We start from the raw sequence: 21,778 nt of genomic DNA, 5'->3' as shown, positions 1-21,778 counted from the left end.
GCAGGGAACTTCATCGAGGCGCTTCAGTGGCGCCTGACGGAACGGTGCTGCGAACAGCGCCGTTCAGCAACGGCGACAGGCGTTGCACCTGCCGCCGGAGAACGTCGAATCAGATTCGGAACTGACCGACCAGCTGCTGCAGTTGCACGGTCAGTCCATTCAGCTCGCGGGAGGTCTGGGCTCCCTGAGCGGCGTCGCTGGCCACGCCGTCCACCGCATCGGCAATGTGGTGCACGCTGCGGTTGATCTCTTCCGCGACGGCGGTCTGCTCCTCGGCTGCGGCAGCGATCTGCGCGTTCATCGAGTTGATGGTGCCGATCAGTGCGGAGATGGCATCCAGTGACTCACCGGCCTGGTTGGCCTGGTCACGGGTGCTCTCGCCTTTCTCGCCAGCGCGCAACATGGTGGCGACGGTGTTGGAAGTGGCGCTCTGCAGACGGTCGATCATGCCCTGGATTTCACCGGTGCTCTGCTGGGTACGGCTGGCAAGGGCACGTACTTCGTCGGCGACCACGGCGAAACCGCGACCTGCCTCACCGGCACGGGCTGCCTCGATGGCCGCATTGAGCGCCAGCAGGTTGGTCTGCTCGGCGATGGCGCGGATCACGTCAAGCACACCAACGATGCCTTTCACGTCCTGCTGCAGCCCTTCCAGCGACTCACCGCTACCACGCAGCTCGCCCACCAGTTCGTGAATGTGGCGGATGCTCTGATCGACTACCTGTTTGGCCGCAACGCCCTGCTGATCGGTCTGCTGCGCCGCTTCGGCGGCACGCTGGGCGCTCATCGCGACCTCGTGGGCCGCGGCCGACATCTCGTTGATCGCCGTGGCGACCTGATCGGTCTCGCTGCGCTGGTCGGCCATGGCCTGTTCCGAGCGCTGCGCCTGGCTGGCCACCGCACCGACCAGCCCGCTCAATTGCGTGGTGGTGCCGGCGACCTGCTGTACCAGCGAATGGATCTTCTCGACGAAGCGGTTGAACGACATGGCCAGCTCACCCAGTTCATCCTGGCTGGTGATCGGTAGTCGCTGGGTCAGGTCGCCGTCGCCCTGGGCCATGTCATCCAGGTTGCGCTTGATCAGCAGCAGCGGACTGAGCAGGGCATTGCTCATGAAGACGGCTAGCAGCGCCATCAACGCCAGCAGCGCGAACGCCGAAACCAGCATGATGGCTACCAGCCCGTCGATGCGCTCCTGAAACTCTGCCCGCGCGGCCTGCACGTCGCGCTCGACGCCATCCAGGTTCAACGATGTGCCGAAGACCATGTTCCATTTGGGCAGGAATTCGGCATAGCCGACCTTGGGCACCAGCACACTGCTGTCACCGAGCACGAAGCTGTAGTCGACGTAGTGGCTGCCGTCCTGGCCAGCGCGCACCAGCTCGCGAATGGCGTAGACACCGTTCGGGTCACGGTAGTCGTAGAAGCTCTGGCCGATCTTGTCCTTGGTGTTGCCCTGCAGGATGCGCACGGCCTGGGAGTCATAGCCCCAGAAATAGCCGTCCTTGCCATAGGACATCCGCTCGAGAATGGCCACCGCCTGATCGCGCGCCTGCATGTCGCCTTCGGCGGAGCGTTCGTGGATCGGCCCGATGGCATTGCGCGCAAGCTCGACGTAATGCTTGAGCTCGGCACGCCGATCCTGAATGAGGCTCTTGCGGGTGTGCTCTTCCTGCTGTTCGGCCAGTGCACGCAATTCATAGACGGCGATGCCGCTGAGGAGGATGGAGAGCAGTAGAATCGGGCCCAGCGTGAGCAACAGCAGCTTCATTCGTAAACGAAGATTGGAGAGCATTCTGATCGATTCCTTTAGGTACTTGTAGCAAGAGAAATTGCGACAAAAAACAGGCGCCACTTAAGCACCAATTGCGCAAGTACCTTCGGGTTGTCGACCTGGCGGGATCTTTCTTTACCCCATGAACGACGAAACCCTGCATGGCAGGGTTTCGCGATGGCCCGTCCTAGAGCGGCTTGTCGATCAGATGCGGAACTGTCCCACCAGCCGCTGGAGCTGTTCAGCCAGACCATTGAGTTCACGTGCGGTTTGCGCGCCCTGGGCGGCATCGCTGGCCACACCGTCCACCGCGTCGGCGATATGGTGCACGCTGCGGTTGATCTCCTCGGCCACGGCGGTCTGCTCTTCGGCGGCGGCGGCGATCTGCGCGTTCATCGAATTGATGGTGCCGATCAGTGCGGAGATGGCATCCAGAGACTCCCCGGCCTGATTGGCGTGATCACGAGTGCTCTCGCCTTTCTCACCGGCGCGCAGCATGGTGCTGACGGTGTTCGAAGTTGCGTTCTGCAGGCGATCGATCATGCCCTGAATCTCGCCGGTGCTCTGCTGCGTGCGGCTGGCCAGCGCCCTTACCTCGTCAGCCACCACCGCGAAGCCACGCCCCGCCTCGCCGGCACGGGCTGCCTCGATGGCGGCATTGAGCGCCAGCAGGTTGGTCTGCTCGGCAATGGCACGAATCACGTCGAGCACACCGACGATGCCTTTCACGTCCTGTTGCAGCCCCTCCAGCGACTCGCCGCTGCCGCGCAGCTCGCCCACCAGTTCGTGAATCTGGTGAATGCTCTGGTCTACGACCTGCTTGGCCGCAAGGCCCTGCTGATCGGTTTCGCGCGCGGCTTCGGCGGCACGCTGGGCGCTCATCGCCACTTCGTGGGCAGCGGCCGACATCTCGTTGATTGCCGTGGCCACCTGGTCGGTTTCGCTGCGCTGATCGGCCATGGCGTGCTCCGAACGCTGCGCCTGGCTGGCGACTTCACCCACCAGGCCGGTCAGCTGCGCGGTGGTTCCGGCGACCTGTTGCACCAGCACGTGGATCTTCTCGACGAAGCGGTTGAACGATGCCGACAGCTCACCCAGCTCATCACGGCTGGTAACCGGCAGGCGATGAGTCAGGTCGCCATCGCCCTCGGCCATGTCGTCGAGGTTCTGCTTGATCTGCAGCAGCGGCCGCAGAATGGCATTGCTCATCAGCACCGCGAGCACGGCAACGAGGATGAGCAGCAGCAGCGCGGACCCAAGCATGATCAGCGTGAGACTGTCGATGCGCGCCTGGAAGGCTGCCCGAGCCTCACCGACATCGCGCTCGACGTCATCCAGGTTCAGCGAAGTGCCGAATACCAGGTTCCATTTCGGCAGGTACTCGGCATAGCCGACCTTGGGCACCAGTGCATTGCTGCCCGGCACGGCGAAACTGTAGTCGACGTAGTGGCTACCGTTCTGACCCGCCTTGACCAGTTCACGAATCGCATACACGCCATTCGGGTCCTTGAAGTCGGAAAAGTTCTCACCGATACGCTCGCGGGTCGCGCCCTGGAACACGCGAACGGACTGCCCGTCGTAACCCCAGAAGTAGCCCTCGCGGCCGTAGGTCAGCCCTTCCAGCAGCGCCACGGCCTGATCTCGGGCCTGCAGGTCGCCTTCGGCGGAGCGCTCATAGATCGGCGCAATCGCATTGCGGGCGAGCTGCACGTAACTTTCGAGTTCGGCGCGTCGGTCGCGGATGAGACTGGCGCGGGTCTGCGTTTCCTGCTGGTCAGCCAGATCCTGCAGCTCGATCACCGCAACGCCGCTGAGCAGGACAGCGAGCAGCAGAATCGGGCCAAGGGCAAGCAAGAGCAGTTTCACTCGCAATCGTAGTGATGACAGCATCTGGAAATCCCCCATGAAAAACGCGGTTAATTAGTGCCATTGTGCCACTGACTACATCACGAGGAGAACGCTACCAAGCGCTAATTCAAGCTGTGACGGGCGCTGCCGATGAACGCTGTTCGCAAAAACGAAAAAACCCCGCCGAGGCGGGGTTTTTTCGTCGAGGTACGAGTACTACTTCTTGTGGCCCAGCTTGCGCAACTCTTCATCACGCAACTCACGACGCAGGATCTTGCCGACGTTGGTGGTCGGCAGGCTGTCGCGGAACTCCACTGACTTCGGGCGCTTGTAGCCGGTCAGGTTATCGTGCATGTGCTGCATGACCTGCTCCTTGGTCAGGCTCTCCCCCGGCTTGACCACCACGAACAGCTTGATCGCCTCACCGGACTTCTCGTCCGGCACGCCAATGGCGGCGCACTGCAATACCCCTGGCAGACCGGCAAGCACGTCTTCCAGCTCGTTGGGATAGACGTTGAAACCGGAGACCAGAATCATGTCCTTCTTGCGGTCAACGATGCGGATGTAACCGTCTTCCTGAACCACACCGATATCGCCCGACTTGAACCAACCTTCGGCGTCGATCACTTCGGCAGTAGCCTCGGGGCGCTGCCAGTAACCCTTCATCACCTGCGGGCCCTTGATGCACAGCTCGCCGATCTCGCCTTGCGCCAGATCCTGGCCATCGTCATTGATGACCTTGAACTGCGTCGAAGGAACCGGAATGCCGATGGTGCCGATCTGGATGTGCTCGATCGGATTGACCGAGGCCACCGGGCTGGTTTCGGTCAGACCGTAGCCTTCGCAGATGGGGCAACCCGTCACCTGCTTCCAGCGCTCGGCCGTCGCCAGCTGCAGCGCCATGCCGCCCGACAGGGTGACCTTGAGCGTGGAGAAATCCAGCTTGCGGAAGTCTTCGCTGTTGCACAGCGCCACGAACAGCGTGTTGAGGCCGACGAAGCCGCTGAAGCGATACTTCGACAGGTCCTTGATCATCGCCGGCAGGTCGCGCGGATTGGAGATCAGGATGTTGTGGTTGCCGCTGAGCATCATCGCCATGCAGTGAAAGGTGAAGGCGTAGATGTGGTAGAGCGGCAGAGGGGCGATCAGCACCTCGCTGCCGTCATTGAGGTTCGACCCCATCAGCGCCTTGCACTGCAGCATGTTGGCCACAATGTTGCGGTGGGTCAGCATCGCGCCCTTGGCGACGCCGGTGGTACCGCCGGTGTACTGCAGCACGGCGACTTCATCGCTGCTCGGCGATACGTCCCGCACTGCCTTGCCACGGCCCAGGGCCAGCGCGTCGTTGAGTTTGACCGCCTTCGGCAGGCTGTAGGCCGGGACCATCTTCTTCACATGCTTGACCACCGCGTTGATCAGCATGCGCTTGAGCGGCGGCAGCATGTCGGCGACTTCGGTGACGACCACGTGCTTGATGCCGGTCTTGGGCAGCACTTCCTCGGCCAGATGCGCCATGTTGGCGAGGCAGACCAGCGCCTTGGCGCCGGCGTCGTTGAACTGGTGTTCCATTTCCCGCGCGGTATACAGCGGGTTGGTGTTGACCACGATGAGGCCGGCGCGCATGGCCCCGAACACCACGATGGGGTACTGGATCAGGTTGGGCAGCTGCACAGCGATACGGTCGCCGGGCTGAAGATCGGTGTTCTGCTGCAGATAGGCGGCGAAATCGCCGGACAGCTTGTACAGCTCACCATAGGTCAGGGTCTTGCCGAGATTGCTGAAGGCCGGCTTGTCGGCGAAACGCTCGCAAGACTGCTTGAGCACAGCCTGGATGTTCTGATACTCGTCGGGATTGATCTCGCTGGAGACACCAACAGGATACTTATCCTTCCAGAAGTTATCGGTCATGAACCCCACTCCTAAGCAACAGCTTTATTACTGCGCGATGGCAGCTGTTTTGTTGTGATTTGTTAACTTTTGTACCACTAATCGGGCTAAAAGCGTGCCCGAGGTTAGCAGCTTTGCCCAGGAGCGAACAGAGTCAGGAACGCGTTGATTCGACATAAAGTGACCGGAACATATGTCCCGGTCACTCAATTTGAGCCGCCCTCTGCGGGCTGCGCTTGTCGTTATCAGGCGCTTTCACGCAACTCGCGGCGCAGGATCTTGCCCACCGGCGTCATCGGTAATGCATCGCGGAAAACGTAGTGCCGCGGCATCTTGTAGCCGGTGAAATTCTCCCGGCAATAAGCCTGCAGTTCTTCCTGGGTGAGAGTCGGATCGCTGGGCACGACGAACAGCTTGACCGCCTCGCCGGATTTCTCGTCCGCGACACCGATAGCGGCGCAGGCGGCGACCTTCGGGTGAGCCATCACCACGTCCTCGATCTCGTTGGGGTAGACGTTGAAACCGGAGACGATGATCAGGTCCTTTTTGCGGTCGACGATGCTGACGAACCCGTCCTCGTCGATCACCGCGATGTCGCCGGTCTTCAGCCAGCCCTCCTCGTCCAGCACCTCAGCCGTAGCTTCGGGACGCTGCCAGTAGCCCTTCATCACTTGCGGCCCCTTGATGCACAGCTCGCCGCGCTCGCCGAGCGGCAAGGCGTTGCCTTCGTCGTCGATTACCTTGACCGTGGTACCGGGCACCGGCAGCCCCACCGTGCCGAGGCGCGAATGTTCGCCATGGGGATTGGCGCAGACGACCGGCGAGGTTTCGGTCAGGCCGTAGCCTTCGACGACGGTGCAGCCGGTCAGGCTCTTCCAGCGTTCGGCGACTGCCGAAACCAGGGCAGTGCCGCCCGAATTGGTGCCTTTGAGCCGGGAGAAGTCGATCTTCTTGAACTGCGGGTGAGCCATCAGCGCGACGAACAGCGTGTTGAGCCCGAGGAACGCGGAGAACTGCCAGCGTTGCAGTTCCTTGACGAAGCCGTTGATGTCCCGCGGGTTGGTGATCAGCACGTTGTGGTTGCCGGTCACCGTCATGCACATGCAGTTAACCGTGAAGGCGTAGATGTGATACAGCGGCAGCGGCGCGATCATCACTTCCTGACCTTCACGGATGACCGGGTGGCCCTGATCGTCCAGCTGCTGCATGTTGGCCCGCACCTGCTGCATGTTCGCCACCAGGTTGCCGTGGGTCAGCATCGCGCCCTTGGCCACACCGGTCGTACCGCCGGTGTACTGCAGCACGGCGACGTGGTCGAGCTCCAGCGGCGCGGGCTTGTGGCTGTGGCGTGCGCCGTCGCGCAGCACATCCTTGAAGGAAACGGCTTGCGGCAGGCTGTAATCCGGCACCATTTTCTTCAGGTGCTTGACCGCCGCATTGACCAGCGCGCCCTTGAGCGGCGGCAACATGTCGCCGATGCGCACTTCAATCAGGTGCTCGATGGCGGTATCGGGCAGCACCGCCTGCACGTGGTGGCCGAAGGTATTGAGATACACCAGCGCCCGCGCGCCGGAATCCTGGAACTGGTGGCGCATCTCCCGCGCGGTGTACAGCGGGTTGGTATTGACCACGATGAGGCCGGCACGCAGCGCACCGAACACCGCGATGGGATACTGCAGCAGGTTGGGCATCTGAATGGCGATGCGGTCGCCGGGTTGCAGATCTGTGTGGTGCTGCAGCCAGGCGGCGAAAGCGGCGGAGTGGCGCTCCAGATCGGAGTAGCTGAGGGTGACACCCATATTGCTGAATGCGGGGCGGTCCGCGTGGGTCTTGCAGGCTCGCTCGAACACTTCGACGACCGAGCGGTAAGCACCTAGATCGATGTCGTTGGGCACGCCAGCAGGGCGTTTGTCATTCCAGAATTCAGGCTGCATTGTTATTGGCCTCTTTACCTGAGAGTGTCTGGCCCGCGCACAGCGGGCTCTGGCGAACTTATCAGGTCAGCGTCGCGACGCAACAGTCCAAGCCGCACAAATCACTGCCGTGAATCTTTCGTCACGCTGCCGGGACGGCCTGCACTCGGGACAATCGTGCTGCATGCCTCTAGAATGCAGCCCCAGCGCGCAAGTACCGGGCTGTGCCGGTTGCGCGGAACCTGATTCGATCAGGCGCAGCAGTTGACGCGCCGCCCCAGCATCTGAGGACTGTCCATGAGCACCATCAGCAACACGCCCTACGCCGAACTGGAAGTCGGCCAGCAGGCGAGCTTCGAAAAACACGTAGAGGAAAAGGACATCCAGCTGTTCGCGGCCATGTCCGGCGACCGCAACCCGGTCCACCTGGACGCCGAGTTCGCGGCCGGTACGCTGTTCAAGGAACGCATCGCCCATGGCATGTTCAGTGGCGCGCTGATCAGCGCCGCCGTGGCTTGCACCATGCCGGGCCCGGGCACCATCTATCTCGGCCAGACCATGAAATTCACCCGTCCGGTGAAAATCGGTGACACCCTGACCGTGCGCCTGGAAATCCTCGAGAAGCTGCCGAAGAACCGCGTGCGTATCGCCACCCGCGTGTTCAACCAGAACGATGAGCAGGTGGTCGACGGCGAGGCCGAAGTACTCGCGCCGCGCAAGCAGGAAACCGTCGAACTGAAGGAGCTGCCGCCGATCACCATCGGCTGAGCCTTTCCACGTTCAGTGTCCCGTCGCGTGACGGAGGCAAGCTGAGGGCGCCTGTTTGGCGCCCTCAGCATTTCCAGCAATCCCTCCTGCCCGGCACGGGCGACAAGCAGAACGCCATTACGGCCTTGGCCTACGCCCCGAGCAGTTCCCCAACGGAGGATGCTTATCGGATACCCCGCGCCGACCATCCAGCGAGCAGTACAAGAAGAACAACAACGGGACCCTCACCCATGCTCACTCGCTCGATCGCTTATCGGCGCCTGGCGGCGCTCGCCCTTGCCGGCTTCTCGCTGGCCACGCAATCCGCTTCGGCTACCCCGCTCGACCCTGGCCCCGACGAGGCCCTGCTCTACTATCAGCGCGCCGATGGTGACTACAACGGCTGGGGTCCACATCTATGGAACACCCCCGCCTGCAACGGAAGTGCGACTGAAACCAGCTGGGCGCAACCGCTCGCGGCGGTGGATACCGACCCGCGGTACGGCGCCTTGTACCGCATTCCACTGAGCGCCAATGCCAGCTGCCTGAATCTGATCATGCACAAGGGCGACGAAAAGGACCTGGGCGGTGGCGACATGACCTGGCGCTTCGACGAACTGGGCCGTCGTGTCTTCACGGTCAGCGGCAACCCGCAGCTGTCCAGCACGCCGCTGAGTGGCAGTGCCGTGGCGATCAAGGGCGCGCGGGCGCACTGGCTTGATCCGTTCACGCTCGCACTGGTGGGCGGTGCGCCGGGCGCCAGCCGCTTGGAACTGCGCTATGCCAGCGACGCCAGCATCCGCATCGACAGCGAGGCGCGAGCCGTCAGCGGCGGGCAGCCCCTGGCGATGCAGCCGTCCAGCCTGCGCGATGGCCTCAAGCGGCAGCACCCGCACCTGGCCGATGCCCCCGCTTACCGAATCACGGCAGGTGTGAAAGACATTCGCCGCGCCGTGATGAGCCAACTGGTGGTAATCGCCTACGACGCGGACGACCGGGTCATCGATGCCACCGAAGTGCAGACCGCCGGCATCCTCGACATGCTGTTCGCCTACAACGGCGAGCTGGGCGCGACGCTCGATGCCAGAGGTGTGTCCTTCAAGCTCTGGGCACCGACCGCACAGCGGGTTCGCCTGCACGTATTCGATGCCGCCAAACAGCTGCTACCCGGTTATCCAAAGTCTATGCGGGAGCGGCTCGGCGTCTGGAGTCTGGAAGGCCCGCGCTCACTGGATCGCCAGTACTACCAGTACGAAGTCACCGCCTACCGACCAAGCAGCGGCAGGATCGAGACGACGTTGGTCAGCGATCCCTACGCCCTGAGCCTGTCGCGCAACAGCCAGTACGCCCAGGTCGTCGACCTGAACGCGGGCGACCTCAAACCAGCCGGCTGGGATGCCGTGCGTCCGCCACACCCGGAGCGCCCCGAAGCGAGCGTGATCTACGAAACCCATCTGCGCGACTTCAGCGCCAGCGACACCAGCCTGCCGGCCGCGCTGCGCGGTACCTACGCAGCGTTTACCCACCAGAACAGCAACGGCATGCGGCACCTGCGCGACCTGCAGAAGGCCGGGCTCACCCACGTGCAGCTGCTGCCGGTGTTCGACATCGCGACCATCAACGAAGACCCCGCTCGGCGGATCAATCTGGACGACCCCTTCGCCAAGCTCTGCGACCTGTCGGATGCGGCCCGGGAGCGCTGGGCGCAATACTGCAGCGCGGCGAGCATCCGCCAGGTGCTGGAAGGCTTCGACCCGGCCAGCGGCCAGGCGCAGTCACTGTACGACGACCTGCGTGGGCTGGATGACTTCAACTGGGGCTACGACCCCTTCCACTTCACCGCGCCCGAGGGCAGCTACGCCAGCGATGCCGAAGGCGTGCAGCGCATCATCGAGTTCCGCCAGATGGTGCAGGCCCTGGCCGGCAACGGCCTGGCCACCGTGATGGACGTGGTCTACAACCACACCAACGCCTCCGGCCTGGCCGACAAGTCGGTTCTGGACAAGGTCGTACCCGGCTACTACCACCGCCGCAACCCGACGACCGGCGCGGTGGAAACCTCGACCTGCTGCGAGAACACCGCCAGCGAGCATCGCATGATGGCCAAGCTGATGATCGACTCGCTGAAGGTCTGGGCACGCGACTACAAGATCGCCGGCTTTCGCTTCGATCTGATGGGGCACCATATGCGCGAGCAGATCGTCGATGCGTATCGCGCCGTTCGCCGCATCGATCGCGACACCTATTTCTACGGCGAAGGCTGGGAGTTCGGCGAGGTTGCCGGCAACGCACGGGGCATCAATGCCAGCCAGCTGAACATGGCCGGTACCGGCGTCGGTACCTTCAACGACCGGCAACGTGATGCAGTCCGTGGCGGCAGCCCCTTCGACGGCGGCGACAGCATTCGCCGCAACCAGGGCTTCGCCAACGGGCTCTATCTGCGACCCAACGAGCTGAGCGGCGCCGGGGCTCAGGAAAAAGCGCAACTGCTGCACGCCACCGATTTGATCCGCGTCGGCATTGCTGGCGGGCTACGCGACTTCCAATTCGTGACCGCCGACGGCAGCACGCGCAAAGGCAGCGAGATCGACTACAACGGCCAGCCCGCCGGCTATACGCTGGACCCGCAGGAAACCGTCAATTACGTCTCCAAGCACGACAACCAGACGCTGTGGGACAACAACCAGTACAAGTTGGCCAGCAGCCTGTCGGTTGCCGACAGGGTGCGCCTGCACATGGTGGCGCTGTCGGTGCCGCTGTTCAGCCAGGGCGTGCCGTTCATCCATCTCGGCTCGGACATCCTGCGATCGAAGTCCATGCAGCGCGACAGCTACGATTCGGGCGACTGGTTCAACGGGGTGGATTTCAGCTACCAGGACAACAACTGGAACAAGGGCCTGCCGCGCGCGGACAAGGACGGCGACAACTGGCCGCTGATTCGCAGGATCATTGTCGACCCGCAGGCCAAACCGGGCACCACCGACATCGTCGCGGCGAAACGACGTTTCCTCGAGCTGCTGAAAACCCGTAGCGACAGCGCACTGTTCCAGCTCGACAGCGCCCGCGAGGTGCAACGGCGCCTACAGTTTCACAACACTGGCCCCGAACAGCAGCCCGGCGTGATCGCCTTCAGTCTGGCCGATGGTCCGCGTGACGGCCGCGATCTGGACCGTCGCTACAGCTCGCTGATGGTGGTGATCAATGCCTCGGACAGGCCGGTTCGCCTGCCGGGCGCGGACGGCTACGAGTTGCACCCGGTGCTGAAGGGTTCGGTCGACCCGATCAGCCGCCAGGCCAAGGTCACCAGTGGGGAGTTCGAGGTACCGGCGTTCACGACGATCGTATTCGTCCAACCTCAGACACGCCGGTAAATCGCGCGCAAAAAAAAAGGCGACCATAGGTCGCCTAAATGCCTTGCGTGCTCTTTGAATCTGCCGGGAATCGCTTACTTCTTGTGCGCATCCCGCCAGATGAAATATCCGAAGCCTCCGAGGAAGGCGACCATCAGGCCGACCGTGACCACCCCTGCGAGCACCACATCATCGACAAACATGAGACCTACCTCCGAAACCTGATTCGCTATTCGATGGGTTCAAGTTAAACCCGCTCCCCCCTAAAAAAATTGACCCGGGTCAATGGCCACAAAGCAGCGCGCACAGCCGTGAGCAACGACTGATCCAGGTCAAGAAAACAGGGGTGTTTGAGGTGAAAAACGGCAGGGGCAGCAGCAGAAGTGTGGTGAGAGCCGAGCGGCTAATAGCGAATCGATCTGTGCAATGTTGAAGGGGGGCGCGATTAGCGCTTCTTCGGAGAGCGTTTGCCCTTCTTCTTCGCCTTGCCCAGCGGCAGGACCTGCTCGAAGGTCTTGCGCATCTCCTCGAGGCGCTTGTCGTTGAGGTCGTGAATGCGCTTTGCGCGCTCTGCACTAAAGTCGATCAACTTCTCGTCGCTGCTCATTTGCTCGGCCTCGTCTCGATCAGGCGGAAGGTCAGGTTGACGCGCGGCTGCAGCACCTTGCTGGTCCGCGCAATCTGGTGTTGCCAATGATGCTGCGTCGTGCCCCTCATGACCAGCAGCGAGCCATGAGCGAGGACGAGCGAGTGTTGAATCCGCCCACTGCCCTTGCGCCGCAAATCGAAGCGCCGCTCAGCGCCCAAGCTCAGCGAAGCGACAGTGGGGCAATCGCCCAGCTCGGGCTCATCGTCACTGTGCCAGCCCATGGCGTCGCGCCCGTCGCGATACAGGTTCAGCAACACGCCGTTGAAGCGCTGACCGGTCTCGTGCTGCAGACGCTCACGGATGTCGCGCAACAGCGGTGTCCAGGCCAGCGGATCATGTCGTAGGCCGGAATAGCGATACCTGGCGTCCGCGTCGCCGTACCAGGCGACCATGCGTGGTACTGCAACCTGGCGGCCATAGATTCGGATTTCGGGCTGCGACCAGGGCGTGGCGCTGACGAGCTTCTCCAGCCAGGCATCGGCGGTTTCGCTGTCGACCCACCCCGGGTAGTAGTCCAGTGCGGCGTCCGGCAACTCGATCGATGAAGCGTGGCTCGGGTCGTTCGTGAACACCTCAGACCTCGACGTCAACCCAGAGTCCCTGGCGCGGCAGCTCTTCGAGCTCGGCCTGGTCCTGCTCATCAGTCTCTCCGGTCGCCAGTTCCTCCGGGGTATAACCCCGGCGCTGACGCCGCCGCTGCTCGTCGCGCAGCATCTCGGCGCTCTCCTGCGGATGACGTCGGTCGAGGGTAACCGCACTTTCGTCCGGGCTCGGCTGCACGGGTGCCACCGGTGCGATCTCCGGGCGCGGCTTGACCACGTCCTGCTGGGCGTTGACCGGGAATACGCCTGATGGGATGGGTGGCAGCATGCTCGTTACCCCTCTTTACCGATGAATCGGCGCGGCACCGGCCAACTTTAACAGGACCGCTACACTTCATGCGTCACGCAGTCGCCATCGGCCGTCGCTCTGCTGGCGACGTTCCGTTACCATAGCCGGCTTTTTCACAGCGGGAGGCAGCATGGCGCAGCAGTATCTACCGGGGCAACGCTGGATCAGCGACAGCGAGGCAGAACTCGGCCTCGGAACCATCCTGACCCAGGATGGGCGGATGCTCACCGTGCTCTATCCGGCGACCGGCGAAACGCGCCAGTACGCGACACGCAGCGCCCCACTGACGCGGGTGCGCTTCGTGCCCGGTGACGAGATCACCCATTTCGAAGGCTGGAAGATGACCGTGCGCGAGGTCGACGACGTCGACGGCCTGCTGGTCTACCACGGCCTGACCGCGCAGAACGAAGCCCGCACCCTGCCGGAAACCCAGCTGTCGAACTTCATTCAGTTCCGCCTGGCCAGCGACCGCCTCTTCGCCGGGCAGATCGACCCGCTCGCCTGGTTCAGCCTGCGCTACCACACCCTGCAGCACCAGAGCGCCCAGCTGCAGTCCTCGCTATGGGGCCTCGGTGGCGTGCGTGCGCAGCCCATCGCGCACCAACTGCACATCGCCAAGGAAGTCGCTGACCGCATCGCCCCCCGCGTACTGCTGGCCGACGAAGTGGGCCTGGGCAAGACCATCGAAGCCGGCCTGATCATCCATCGCCAACTGCTCTCAGGCCGCGCCAGCCGGGTGCTGATCCTGGTTCCGGAAAACCTCCAGCACCAGTGGCTGGTGGAGATGCGCCGCCGCTTCAACCTGGAAGTCGCACTGTTCGATGCCGAGCGCTTCATCGAGAGCGATGCCAGCAACCCGTTCGAAGACACCCAGCTGGCACTGGTATCGCTGGAATGGCTGAAGGAAGACGAGCGTGCCCAGGACGCTGCCTTCGCCGCAGGCTGGGACGTGCTGGTAGTGGACGAAGCGCACCACCTGGTCTGGCACCCGGAAGGTGCCAGCGCCGAATACAAACTGGTCGAACAGCTGGCCGAAGTGATCCCCGGCGTGCTGCTGCTGACTGCAACTCCGGAACAGCTCGGCCTGGACAGCCACTTCGCCCGTCTGCGTCTGCTCGATCCGAATCGTTTCCATGACCTCGATGCCTTCCGCGCCGAAAGCTCCAGCTACCAGCCGGTGGCCGAAGCCGTGCAGGAGCTGCTCGACGAGGGCCGGCTCTCGCAGCAGGCACACCAGACTATCCACGATTTCCTCGGCGCCGAGGGCGAAGCCCTGCTGGCCGCCGCCACCGATGGCGACATCGAGGCCAGCAGCCGGCTGATCCGCGAGCTGCTCGACCGTCACGGCACCGGCCGTCTGCTGTTCCGCAACACCCGTGCCGCCGTGCAGGGTTTCCCGGAGCGCCAGCTGCATCCCTATCCGCTGCCCTGCCCGGCCGAATACCTCGAACTGCCGCTGGGCGAGCATGCCGAGCTGTATCCGGAGGTGGCCTTCCAGAGCCAGCAGGACGACGGCGAGGCGAGCAACCGCTGGTGGCAGTTCGATCCGCGCGTGGAATGGCTGATCGACACCCTGAAGATGCTGAAGAAGTACAAGGTGCTGGTCATCTGCGCCCATGCCGAGACCGCCCTGGATCTGGAAGACGCGCTGCGCGTGCGCTCCGGCATTCCGGCCACGGTGTTCCACGAAGGCATGAGCATCCTCGAGCGCGATCGCGCCGCGGCCTACTTCGCCGACGAGGAGTTCGGCGCGCAGGTGCTGATCTGCTCGGAAATCGGCAGTGAGGGCCGCAACTTCCAGTTCAGCCACCATCTGGTGCTGTTCGATCTGCCGGCGCACCCGGACCTTCTCGAGCAGCGCATCGGCCGTCTCGACCGCATCGGCCAGCAGCACACCATCCAGCTGCACGTGCCGTATCTGGAAACCAGTCCGCAGGAACGCCTGTTCAAGTGGTATCACCAGGCACTGAACGCCTTCCTCAACACCTGCCCGACCGGCAACGCCCTGCAGCACCGCTTCGGACAGCGTCTGCTGGGGCAGCTGGAAGAAGGTGACGACGACACCTATCAGCTGCTGATCGACGAGGCCCGCGCCGAGCGCGAGCGTCTGGAAGCCGAACTGCACAGCGGTCGCGACCGTCTGCTGGAACTCAATTCCGGCGGCGGCGAACAAGGCAAGGCGCTGGTCGAAGCCATCGAGGAGCAGGACGACCAGTTCGCCCTGCCGATCTATATGGAGCAGCTGTTCGACGCGTTCGGTATCGACAGCGAAGACCACTCGGAAAACGCCCTGGTACTGCGCCCCAGCGAGAAAATGCTGGATGCCAGCTTCCCGCTGGGCGATGACGAAGCCGTGACCATCACCTACGACCGCGAACAGGCCCTGGCCCGCGAAGACATGCAGTTCCTCACCTGGGAACACCCCATGGTGCAGGGCGGCATGGACCTGGTGCTGTCCGGTTCCATGGGCAACACCGCGGTCGCGCTGATCAAGAACAAGGCGCTCAAGCCGGGCACCGTACTGCTCGAGTTGCTGTTCGTCAGTGAAGTGGTGGCGCCGCGTGCACTGCAACTGAGCCGCTTCCTGCCGCCGCTGGCGCTGCGCTGCCTGCTCGACGGCAACGGCAACGACCTGGCCTCGAAGGTGGCCTTCGATACGCTCAACGATCAGCTGGAAAGCGTGCCGCGGGCCAGCGCCAACAAGTTCGTTCAAGCCCAGCGCGACGTGCTGGCCACCCAGATCGCCGCCGCCGAAGCCAAGATCGCGCCCCGCCACAGCGAGCGCGTTGCCGAGGCACAACGCAAGCTCAAGGCCGGCCTGGAGGAGGAGCTGGCGCGACTGGTAGCCCTGCAGGCAGTCAACCCGAGCGTGCGCGACAGCGAGATCGAAGCCCTGCGTCAGCAGCGCGAAGACGGTCTGGCAGCACTGGAAAAGGCCGCCTTGCGATTGGAGGCAATACGGGTGCTGGTCGCCGGCTGAGCCGGCAGCGCTTTGCCCGTGTGTCCTGAAGGCGGTGTCCAAACCATCCGTTCAGGTCAACGCGCCAGCGGTTGGACCCCTCGTTCCCGACCTGAACGAGGCGGTCCGCGCTTCCCCGAGAATGGCCTCGTCGAGGCGTGCTCCTATTATTCCGATTCCTTACGTGCGATACGCCAGTACGCCCCGACCCGCTCCGCCAGCGCCTTTGGCGGTTCGGCATACAAGCGGCGGCCCAGGCGCAGCGCGCGCTGCTGCAATTGCGCCCGCCGCTGTTCGATACAGCGCTGCACCGCTTCACGGGTATCTGGTGTACCGAACAGCTCGGGCTCGCCCTGCATCAGCTCAGTCATCACCGCCAGGTCATGGTCGTCACCCAGCGCGTCGGCGACCTGCTTGAGCTGTTCCGCGCGAGTTTCCAGCGCATCCGGCCAGCACGGAGACAGCAGCTGGCAGTGATACCAGTGGTCCTTCACCCGCTTGCGCCATTCGTGAAGCAACTCATCCGAGTCCGCCTTTTGCGCACGTGCGAGATCCCGCACACCGTCGGCATAGGTTCGCCGAAAGCCCGCGGCGAGCAAGCCGAAGCCTTTGCCCGGCAATTTCCAGTGCTGCACGTCTCGAGTCAGTGCGCGCAGGTCACCCAGCACCTGCGTCACTTCCACGTCGAAGCCGCTATGCACCTCACCATCCGGCGCGGCGCGCTGCTGCAGGCGCAGACGGATCTGGCGGAACGCATCGCTGACGAACAGTGGCTGATCGGTGCGCGCCAGGGCGTCCCAGCTTTCCAGCATGGCGGCGGCATCGCGTGACTCGGCCAGGCGTCGTCCGGCATCGCGCAGCCGACGATTGTCAACGTTGAAATGCGCACCGAGCGGTTCACGCACCAGCCGCAGCAGCGCGCGCAATTCCTTGAAGCGCTTGCGCGCCTGGTGCACGCCCTCGGCCCGCTCGGACGGCTCGACACAGAGCGCCTGGATCGCCTTGTTGATGCGCCCCAGCGCGGCCTTGCGCACCTCTTTGGCAGCATTGCGCGCTGGGCGTATTCGATAGGCCATTTGCGTTATCCCTCAATGACACGCTCCGCTGGAGCATCCGTATTGAGACCCGCACGCCACGCCGGGTGTTGTCCCGGCAATGTGAAGATTTGTGTCAGCAACGCCGGGATTTCATTTCAACCGTAGCGCTTGCGCGCCTCGATGGCCAATCCGCTGCCGATGCTGCCGAAGCGATTGCCTTCGACATGCCGTGCACGGGGCAGCAGCCCGGCAACGCTGTCGCGCAGTGCCGGAATGGCGCTCGAGCCACCGGTGAAGAACACCGTATCGACCTCATCATGGCGCACGCCGGCATTCGCCAGCAGCTGATTGATGCTGCCACCGATGCGGTCAAGCAGTGCGGCGATGGCGCCTTCGAAGCCCTGGCGGGTCAGCTCGACCTGCAGTTGCGGCTCGATACGCTGGAAGTCGATGGCGAACTGCTCCGCCTCGGTCAGCTCGATCTTGCCCTGCTCCACCTGCATCGCCAGCCAGTGTCCGGCGCGCTGCTCGATCAGGCGGAACAGCCGGTCGATACCGGTGGGGTCGACGATGTCGTAGCGCATGCTCTGCAACGCCCGTAGCGAGGCCGGCGCGTAGACCGCATTGATGGTGTGCCAGGTGGCCAGGTTGAGGTGGGTGCTGGTCGGCATCGGTGCGTCGCTCTTCATCCGGCTGCCATAGCCGAACAGCGGCATCACCCCGCCCAGGCTCAGCTGCTTGTCGAAGTCGGTACCGCCGATGTGCACACCGCCGGTGGCGAGAATATCAGCCTGTCGATCATCGACGTCCCGACGCTCGGGCGACAGCCGCACCAGCGAGAAGTCGGAGGTACCACCGCCGATATCGACAATCAGCACGCGCTCTTCGCGTTCGATACGCGACTCGTAATCGAAGGCCGCAGCGATCGGCTCGTACTGGAAGGACACGTCCTTGAAGCCGATCTTGCGGGCGGCAGCGGCGAGGGTGTCCGATGCCTCGCGGTCGGCCTGCGGGTCGTCATCGACGAAAAACACCGGCCGCCCCAGCACGACTTCCTCGAATGGCCGGCCGGCAGCCGTTTCGGCGCGCTGCTTGAGGGTGCCGAGGAACAGGCCGAGGATTTCCTTGAACGGCATGGCGCTGCCGAGCACGGTGGTTTCGCTTTTCAGCAGCTTGGAGCCGAGCAGGCTCTTGAGCGAACGCATCAGGCGGCCTTCATAGCCCTCCAGATATTCGCTCAGCGCCTGCCGACCGTAGACCGGCCTGCGCTCTTCGAGATTGAAGAACACCACCGACGGCAAGGTCGGTTGCTCGCCTTCCAGCGCGATCAGCGGATCGACGCCGGGGCGCCACCAACCAACCGTGGAATTCGAGGTGCCGAAGTCGATGCCGCAGGCGCGGGCGGATGAGGCGTTGAGCATGGCGTGTTCCACGGGTACTGAAAAAACGGCCGCGCAGTGTAAAGGAGGCGGCCCGCCGATGCAGGCCTATCGTCGGTTAGCCCCTCGATGGCTTTCTCCAGGCAAAAAAATGCCCGGCCATCGCTGGTCCGGGCACAAACCCCATAACGCAAATGTATCAGGCAGGCACCGCCTCCGCGCCGGGCGCATCGGCCGTCATCCCGGCAGTCATGCGCTTGGCATCGGCGCAGAAGGTCCGCGATGCCTGGAACAGGAACAGCATGGTCAGCAGCAGCGACGCCGGTATCAGATACATCGCCCCGTGCAGACCCTCGGCACGGAACGCCTCGGCCATCTCGCTGGCGCCCGCTGCCAGCATCGCCCCTTCGGCGAAGTGGTCCGAGAGCAGCCCCACCACTACTGTCCCCATGCCGCCGCCCAGCAGGTACAGGCCGGCGAAGAACAGCGCCATGGCCGTGGCCCGCAGGCGCGGTTCGACCACGTCCTGAATTGCCTTGTAGACGCAGGTATAGAAGTTGTAGGAGAACAGCCAGCCAATGCTGAACACCGCGACGAACATGCCGACCTCGATGCGGCCGGCCAGCAGCGCATAGCCGGTCGCGATGGTCGCGATCAACATGCTCACAGCGGCGAAGATCAGGCGACCACGGGCGTAGCGCTGGTGGATACGGTCAGCGACCCAGCCGCCCAGGGTCAACCCGAACAGGCCGGTCAAGCCGACGATCACGCCGGTGGCGACCGACGCCTGTACCAGCGAGACACCGTGATAACGCATCAGCAACGGCACCATGAAGGCGTTGCAGGCATAGGTGGCGAAGTTGAATGCCAGGCCGGCCAGCACCAGCCACCAGAAGGTGCGAATCGACAGCACCTTGCGGATCGGCTGCTGCACCGGCTCCTGGGAAACCTTGACGGTCTCGGCGGCGCCGCGCTTGGGCTCCTTGATCAGAAAGATGAACAGCGCCAGCACCAGGCCGGGCACCGCGGCGATGAAGAAGGGCGCGCGCCAGCTGCCGAACGCCTCGACCATGGAACCGATGGTGAAGAACGCCAGCAACAGGCCCAACGGCAGGCCGAGCATGAAGATGCCCATGGCCCGGGAGCGCTTGTGCGCCGGAAACAGGTCGCCGATCAGCGAGTTGGCGGCGGGCGCGTAACTGGCCTCGCCGATGCCGATGCCCATGCGCACCAGCAGGAAGCTCCAGAAGTTCCAGGCCAGGCCGTTAATCGCGGTCAGGCCGCTCCACGCGGTGAGCCCCCAGCCCATGATCTTGCGCCGCGAACCGAGGTCCGCCATGCGCCCCAGGGGCAGCCCGGCAATGGCGTAGACGATGGTGAAGGCGGTGCCGATCAGGCCGAGCTGGAAATCGTTGAGGCTCCACTCCAGGCGGATCGGCTCGGCGATGATCGCCGGTATGGTGCGATCGAAGAAGTTGAACAGGTTCGCCAGAAAGAGCAGAAACAGCACGCGCCAGGCGTTGGATGCTTGGGTAGAAGGCTGCATGACGTCGGTCTCGATTGTTCTTATATTCCGGCCGCAGACCAGCCGGGACTCGACCATGACTCTAGAGTCTGTGCCTGATCCTGTCTCCGAACATCACCTTCGCTTATGCCCCGCGATGGCTCAGCGCCCGCGCCACTCGGCCAGCCAGCCCAGGCCGGCTTCGGTGCCCTGCTCCCCCGGTTTGTATTCGGCGCTCAGCCAGCCCTGGTAGCCGCTGGCCTGCAAGGCCTGCAGCGCTGCGCCGAAGTCCAGCTCACCACTACCAGGCGCGCCGCGGCCCGGGCAGTCGGCGAACTGCACATGACCGATGCGCTCGCCCAGCCGGGTAATGCAGCTGGGCAGGTCCAGCTGCTGGCGTGCCATATGGTAGAAATCCAGTTGCGCCAGGCAGTTGGGGTGATCGACGCGCTGCAGCAGAGCCTCCAGATCCGCCGCGCTGTTGATCAGAAAGCCTGGCATGTCGAGCGGGTTGATCGCTTCGCAGAGCACACGGATGCCAAGCATGTCGAAGGCGTCGGCGGTCTTCCACAGGTTGTGCTCGAGCGTCTCCAGCGCCAGCTCGCGGTCGACGCCCTCGGCGAGGCGGCCCGGCAGCACGTTGACACTGGCCGGTCGAACCATCAGCGCATAGGTCAGCGCCTCCTGCAGAGCCGCGTCGAAGGCCTCCTGCCGGTCCGGCACCGCCGCCAGACCTGGTCCGCCCTGCAGCAGATCGCCGGCGGGCAGATTGATCAGCACCAGCGGCATGCCGGCGCGCTCGAGTTGCTCTTTCAGGCGAATGGCCGGCACTTCGTACGGAAACTGGATCTCCACGCCATCGAAACCGGCGGTGCGGGCGGCGAGGATGCGTTCGGTAAGCGGCAGCTCGGTGAACAGCAGCGATAGATTGGCGGCGATCTTCATTGGCCGCCCTCCCGGTACATCTGCACCAGCGTGGCGGGGTCGCGCTCCAGATTGCCCTGGCTGCCGTGCAGGCGCATCAGCTGCGCGGCCAGGCCGCTCAAGGGCGTCGCCGAACCCTGCTCACGGGACAGTTTCACCGCAGTGTCCAGATCCTTGAGCAGGGTGCGCACATGCCATTTAACCGGCTCGAACTCGCTCGCTGCCATCTGCGGGGCAAGAATCTGCAGCGGCCTGGAATCGGCGAAGCCGCCGGCCAGCGCCGGTGCCAGCAGGCTGGCGTCGACTCCGGCACGTTCGGCCAAGGCCACGACCTCGGCGATCACCAGCGCATTGCAGGCGACGATCATCTGATTGCAGACCTTCGTCACCTGGCCGGCGCCGACCCCACCCATATGGGTAAGGCGCTGGCCCAGGTTCATCAGCACCGGCCGTACCCGCTCGACATCCTCGTCGCGTCCGCCGGCCATGATCACCAGGCTGCCGGCTTCCGCGCCCGGCGTTCCACCGGAGACCGGGGCATCGACCCAGCGCATGCCACTGCGAAATTCCAGCTCGGCGGCCATGTCGCGGGTTGCCGTCGGCTCCAGGCTCGAGTGATCGACCAGCAGCTTGCCGGCCTTGCCACCTTCGGCGATGCCGCCCTTGCCGAAAAGCACCTCGCGCACAGCGGCGGTGTCGGCCAGACACAACAGCACAATGTCGGCCTCGGCACAGAGCTCGGCGGGCGTCGCCACCGCCCTGGCCCCCACCTCTACCAGCGGCTGGCACTTCTCGGGCGAGCGATTCCACACCGCCAGACGATACCCCGCCGCCAGCAGGCGTCGACACATCGGCAGGCCCATCAGGCCGATACCGGCAAAAGCGAGGGTTGGCAGGTCGGACATGAGGCGGCTCC

16 protein-coding genes are annotated in these 21,778 nt (G+C 63.9%); 3 read left to right on the top strand and 13 right to left on the bottom strand.

The features are described from left to right. Positions 1-109 precede the first annotated feature (109 nt). From CW305_RS01415 to fadD2, 4 genes are all read right to left on the bottom strand, one after another. Positions 110-1,795 (bottom strand): methyl-accepting chemotaxis protein, encoded by a 1,686-nt coding sequence (locus CW305_RS01415; RefSeq protein WP_014821185.1) that lies wholly within the window; start codon positions 1,793-1,795, stop codon positions 110-112. 183 nt (positions 1,796-1,978) lie between these two features. Continuing rightward, entirely contained in the window at positions 1,979-3,664 is a 1,686-nt protein-coding gene (locus tag CW305_RS01410) for a methyl-accepting chemotaxis protein (RefSeq protein WP_101274673.1), read from the bottom strand. Positions 3,665-3,838: 174 nt separating this feature from the next. Continuing rightward, positions 3,839-5,530, bottom strand: coding sequence for a long-chain-fatty-acid--CoA ligase FadD1 (fadD1, locus tag CW305_RS01405; protein ID WP_104096911.1), 1,692 nt, complete (start codon positions 5,528-5,530; stop codon positions 3,839-3,841). Positions 5,531-5,754: 224 nt separating this feature from the next. After that, positions 5,755-7,443, bottom strand: coding sequence for a long-chain-fatty-acid--CoA ligase FadD2 (fadD2, locus tag CW305_RS01400; protein WP_104096910.1), 1,689 nt, complete (start codon positions 7,441-7,443; stop codon positions 5,755-5,757). Between the two features lie 276 nt (positions 7,444-7,719). On the opposite strand from fadD2, the gene CW305_RS01395 reads away from it, so the two are divergent. Next, positions 7,720-8,190: a MaoC family dehydratase gene (locus tag CW305_RS01395; RefSeq protein ID WP_014821189.1), complete on the top strand. Its 471-nt coding sequence runs from the start codon at positions 7,720-7,722 to the stop codon at positions 8,188-8,190. Positions 8,191-8,420: 230 nt separating this feature from the next. Further along, the gene (gene pulA, locus CW305_RS01390) at positions 8,421-11,540 is read left to right on the top strand and encodes a pullulanase-type alpha-1,6-glucosidase (protein ID WP_104096909.1); all 3,120 of its coding nucleotides are present in this window, start codon (positions 8,421-8,423) and stop codon (positions 11,538-11,540) included. 74 nt (positions 11,541-11,614) lie between these two features. On the opposite strand, the gene ccoM is transcribed toward pulA, so the two are convergent. From ccoM to CW305_RS01380, 4 genes are all read right to left on the bottom strand, one after another. After that, the gene (ccoM, locus tag CW305_RS23850; protein ID WP_023444473.1) at positions 11,615-11,722 is read right to left on the bottom strand and encodes a cytochrome c oxidase subunit CcoM; all 108 of its coding nucleotides are present in this window, start codon (positions 11,720-11,722) and stop codon (positions 11,615-11,617) included. Positions 11,723-11,964: 242 nt separating this feature from the next. Beyond that, positions 11,965-12,126 carry a hypothetical protein gene (locus CW305_RS23320; RefSeq protein WP_014821192.1) on the bottom strand — a complete coding sequence of 54 codons (162 nt, stop codon included), beginning with the start codon at positions 12,124-12,126 and terminating at the stop codon, positions 11,965-11,967. Further along, positions 12,123-12,740 carry an alpha-ketoglutarate-dependent dioxygenase AlkB family protein gene (locus CW305_RS01385; RefSeq protein ID WP_104096908.1) on the bottom strand — a complete coding sequence of 206 codons (618 nt, stop codon included), beginning with the start codon at positions 12,738-12,740 and terminating at the stop codon, positions 12,123-12,125. Before CW305_RS01385 ends, CW305_RS23320 begins: the two co-directional genes overlap by 4 nt. Before the next feature lies 1 nt (position 12,741). Then, positions 12,742-13,038: an aspartate-semialdehyde dehydrogenase gene (locus CW305_RS01380; RefSeq protein WP_090521698.1), complete on the bottom strand. Its 297-nt coding sequence runs from the start codon at positions 13,036-13,038 to the stop codon at positions 12,742-12,744. Between the two features lie 151 nt (positions 13,039-13,189). On the opposite strand from CW305_RS01380, the gene rapA reads away from it, so the two are divergent. Further along, a complete protein-coding gene (gene rapA / locus CW305_RS01375; RefSeq protein WP_046620658.1) occupies positions 13,190-16,039 on the top strand; it encodes an RNA polymerase-associated protein RapA in 2,850 nt (949 codons plus the stop codon). A 146-nt stretch (positions 16,040-16,185) separates the two neighbouring features. Here the strand turns inward: rapA and CW305_RS01370 are convergent, their stop codons facing one another. From CW305_RS01370 to CW305_RS01350, 5 genes are all read right to left on the bottom strand, one after another. Next, positions 16,186-17,094 carry a CHAD domain-containing protein gene (locus CW305_RS01370; RefSeq protein ID WP_104096907.1) on the bottom strand — a complete coding sequence of 303 codons (909 nt, stop codon included), beginning with the start codon at positions 17,092-17,094 and terminating at the stop codon, positions 16,186-16,188. Positions 17,095-17,210: 116 nt separating this feature from the next. After that, the gene (locus CW305_RS01365) at positions 17,211-18,476 is read right to left on the bottom strand and encodes an Hsp70 family protein (RefSeq protein WP_104096906.1); all 1,266 of its coding nucleotides are present in this window, start codon (positions 18,474-18,476) and stop codon (positions 17,211-17,213) included. Between the two features lie 157 nt (positions 18,477-18,633). After that, on the bottom strand, positions 18,634-19,980 hold the full coding sequence (locus tag CW305_RS01360) for a spinster family MFS transporter (protein WP_104096905.1): 1,347 nt from the start codon (positions 19,978-19,980) through the stop codon (positions 18,634-18,636). Positions 19,981-20,100: 120 nt separating this feature from the next. Further along, entirely contained in the window at positions 20,101-20,883 is a 783-nt protein-coding gene (locus CW305_RS01355) for a hydroxypyruvate isomerase family protein (RefSeq protein ID WP_023444479.1), read from the bottom strand. Continuing rightward, positions 20,880-21,767 carry an NAD(P)-dependent oxidoreductase gene (locus tag CW305_RS01350; RefSeq protein WP_104096904.1) on the bottom strand — a complete coding sequence of 296 codons (888 nt, stop codon included), beginning with the start codon at positions 21,765-21,767 and terminating at the stop codon, positions 20,880-20,882. Before CW305_RS01350 ends, CW305_RS01355 begins: the two co-directional genes overlap by 4 nt. Positions 21,768-21,778 lie beyond the last annotated feature (11 nt).

The sequence above is a fragment of the Stutzerimonas kunmingensis genome (assembly GCF_002929225.1).
GTDB lineage: Bacteria > Pseudomonadota > Gammaproteobacteria > Pseudomonadales > Pseudomonadaceae > Stutzerimonas.
This window is presented reverse-complemented; position numbering and strand designations above follow the sequence as displayed.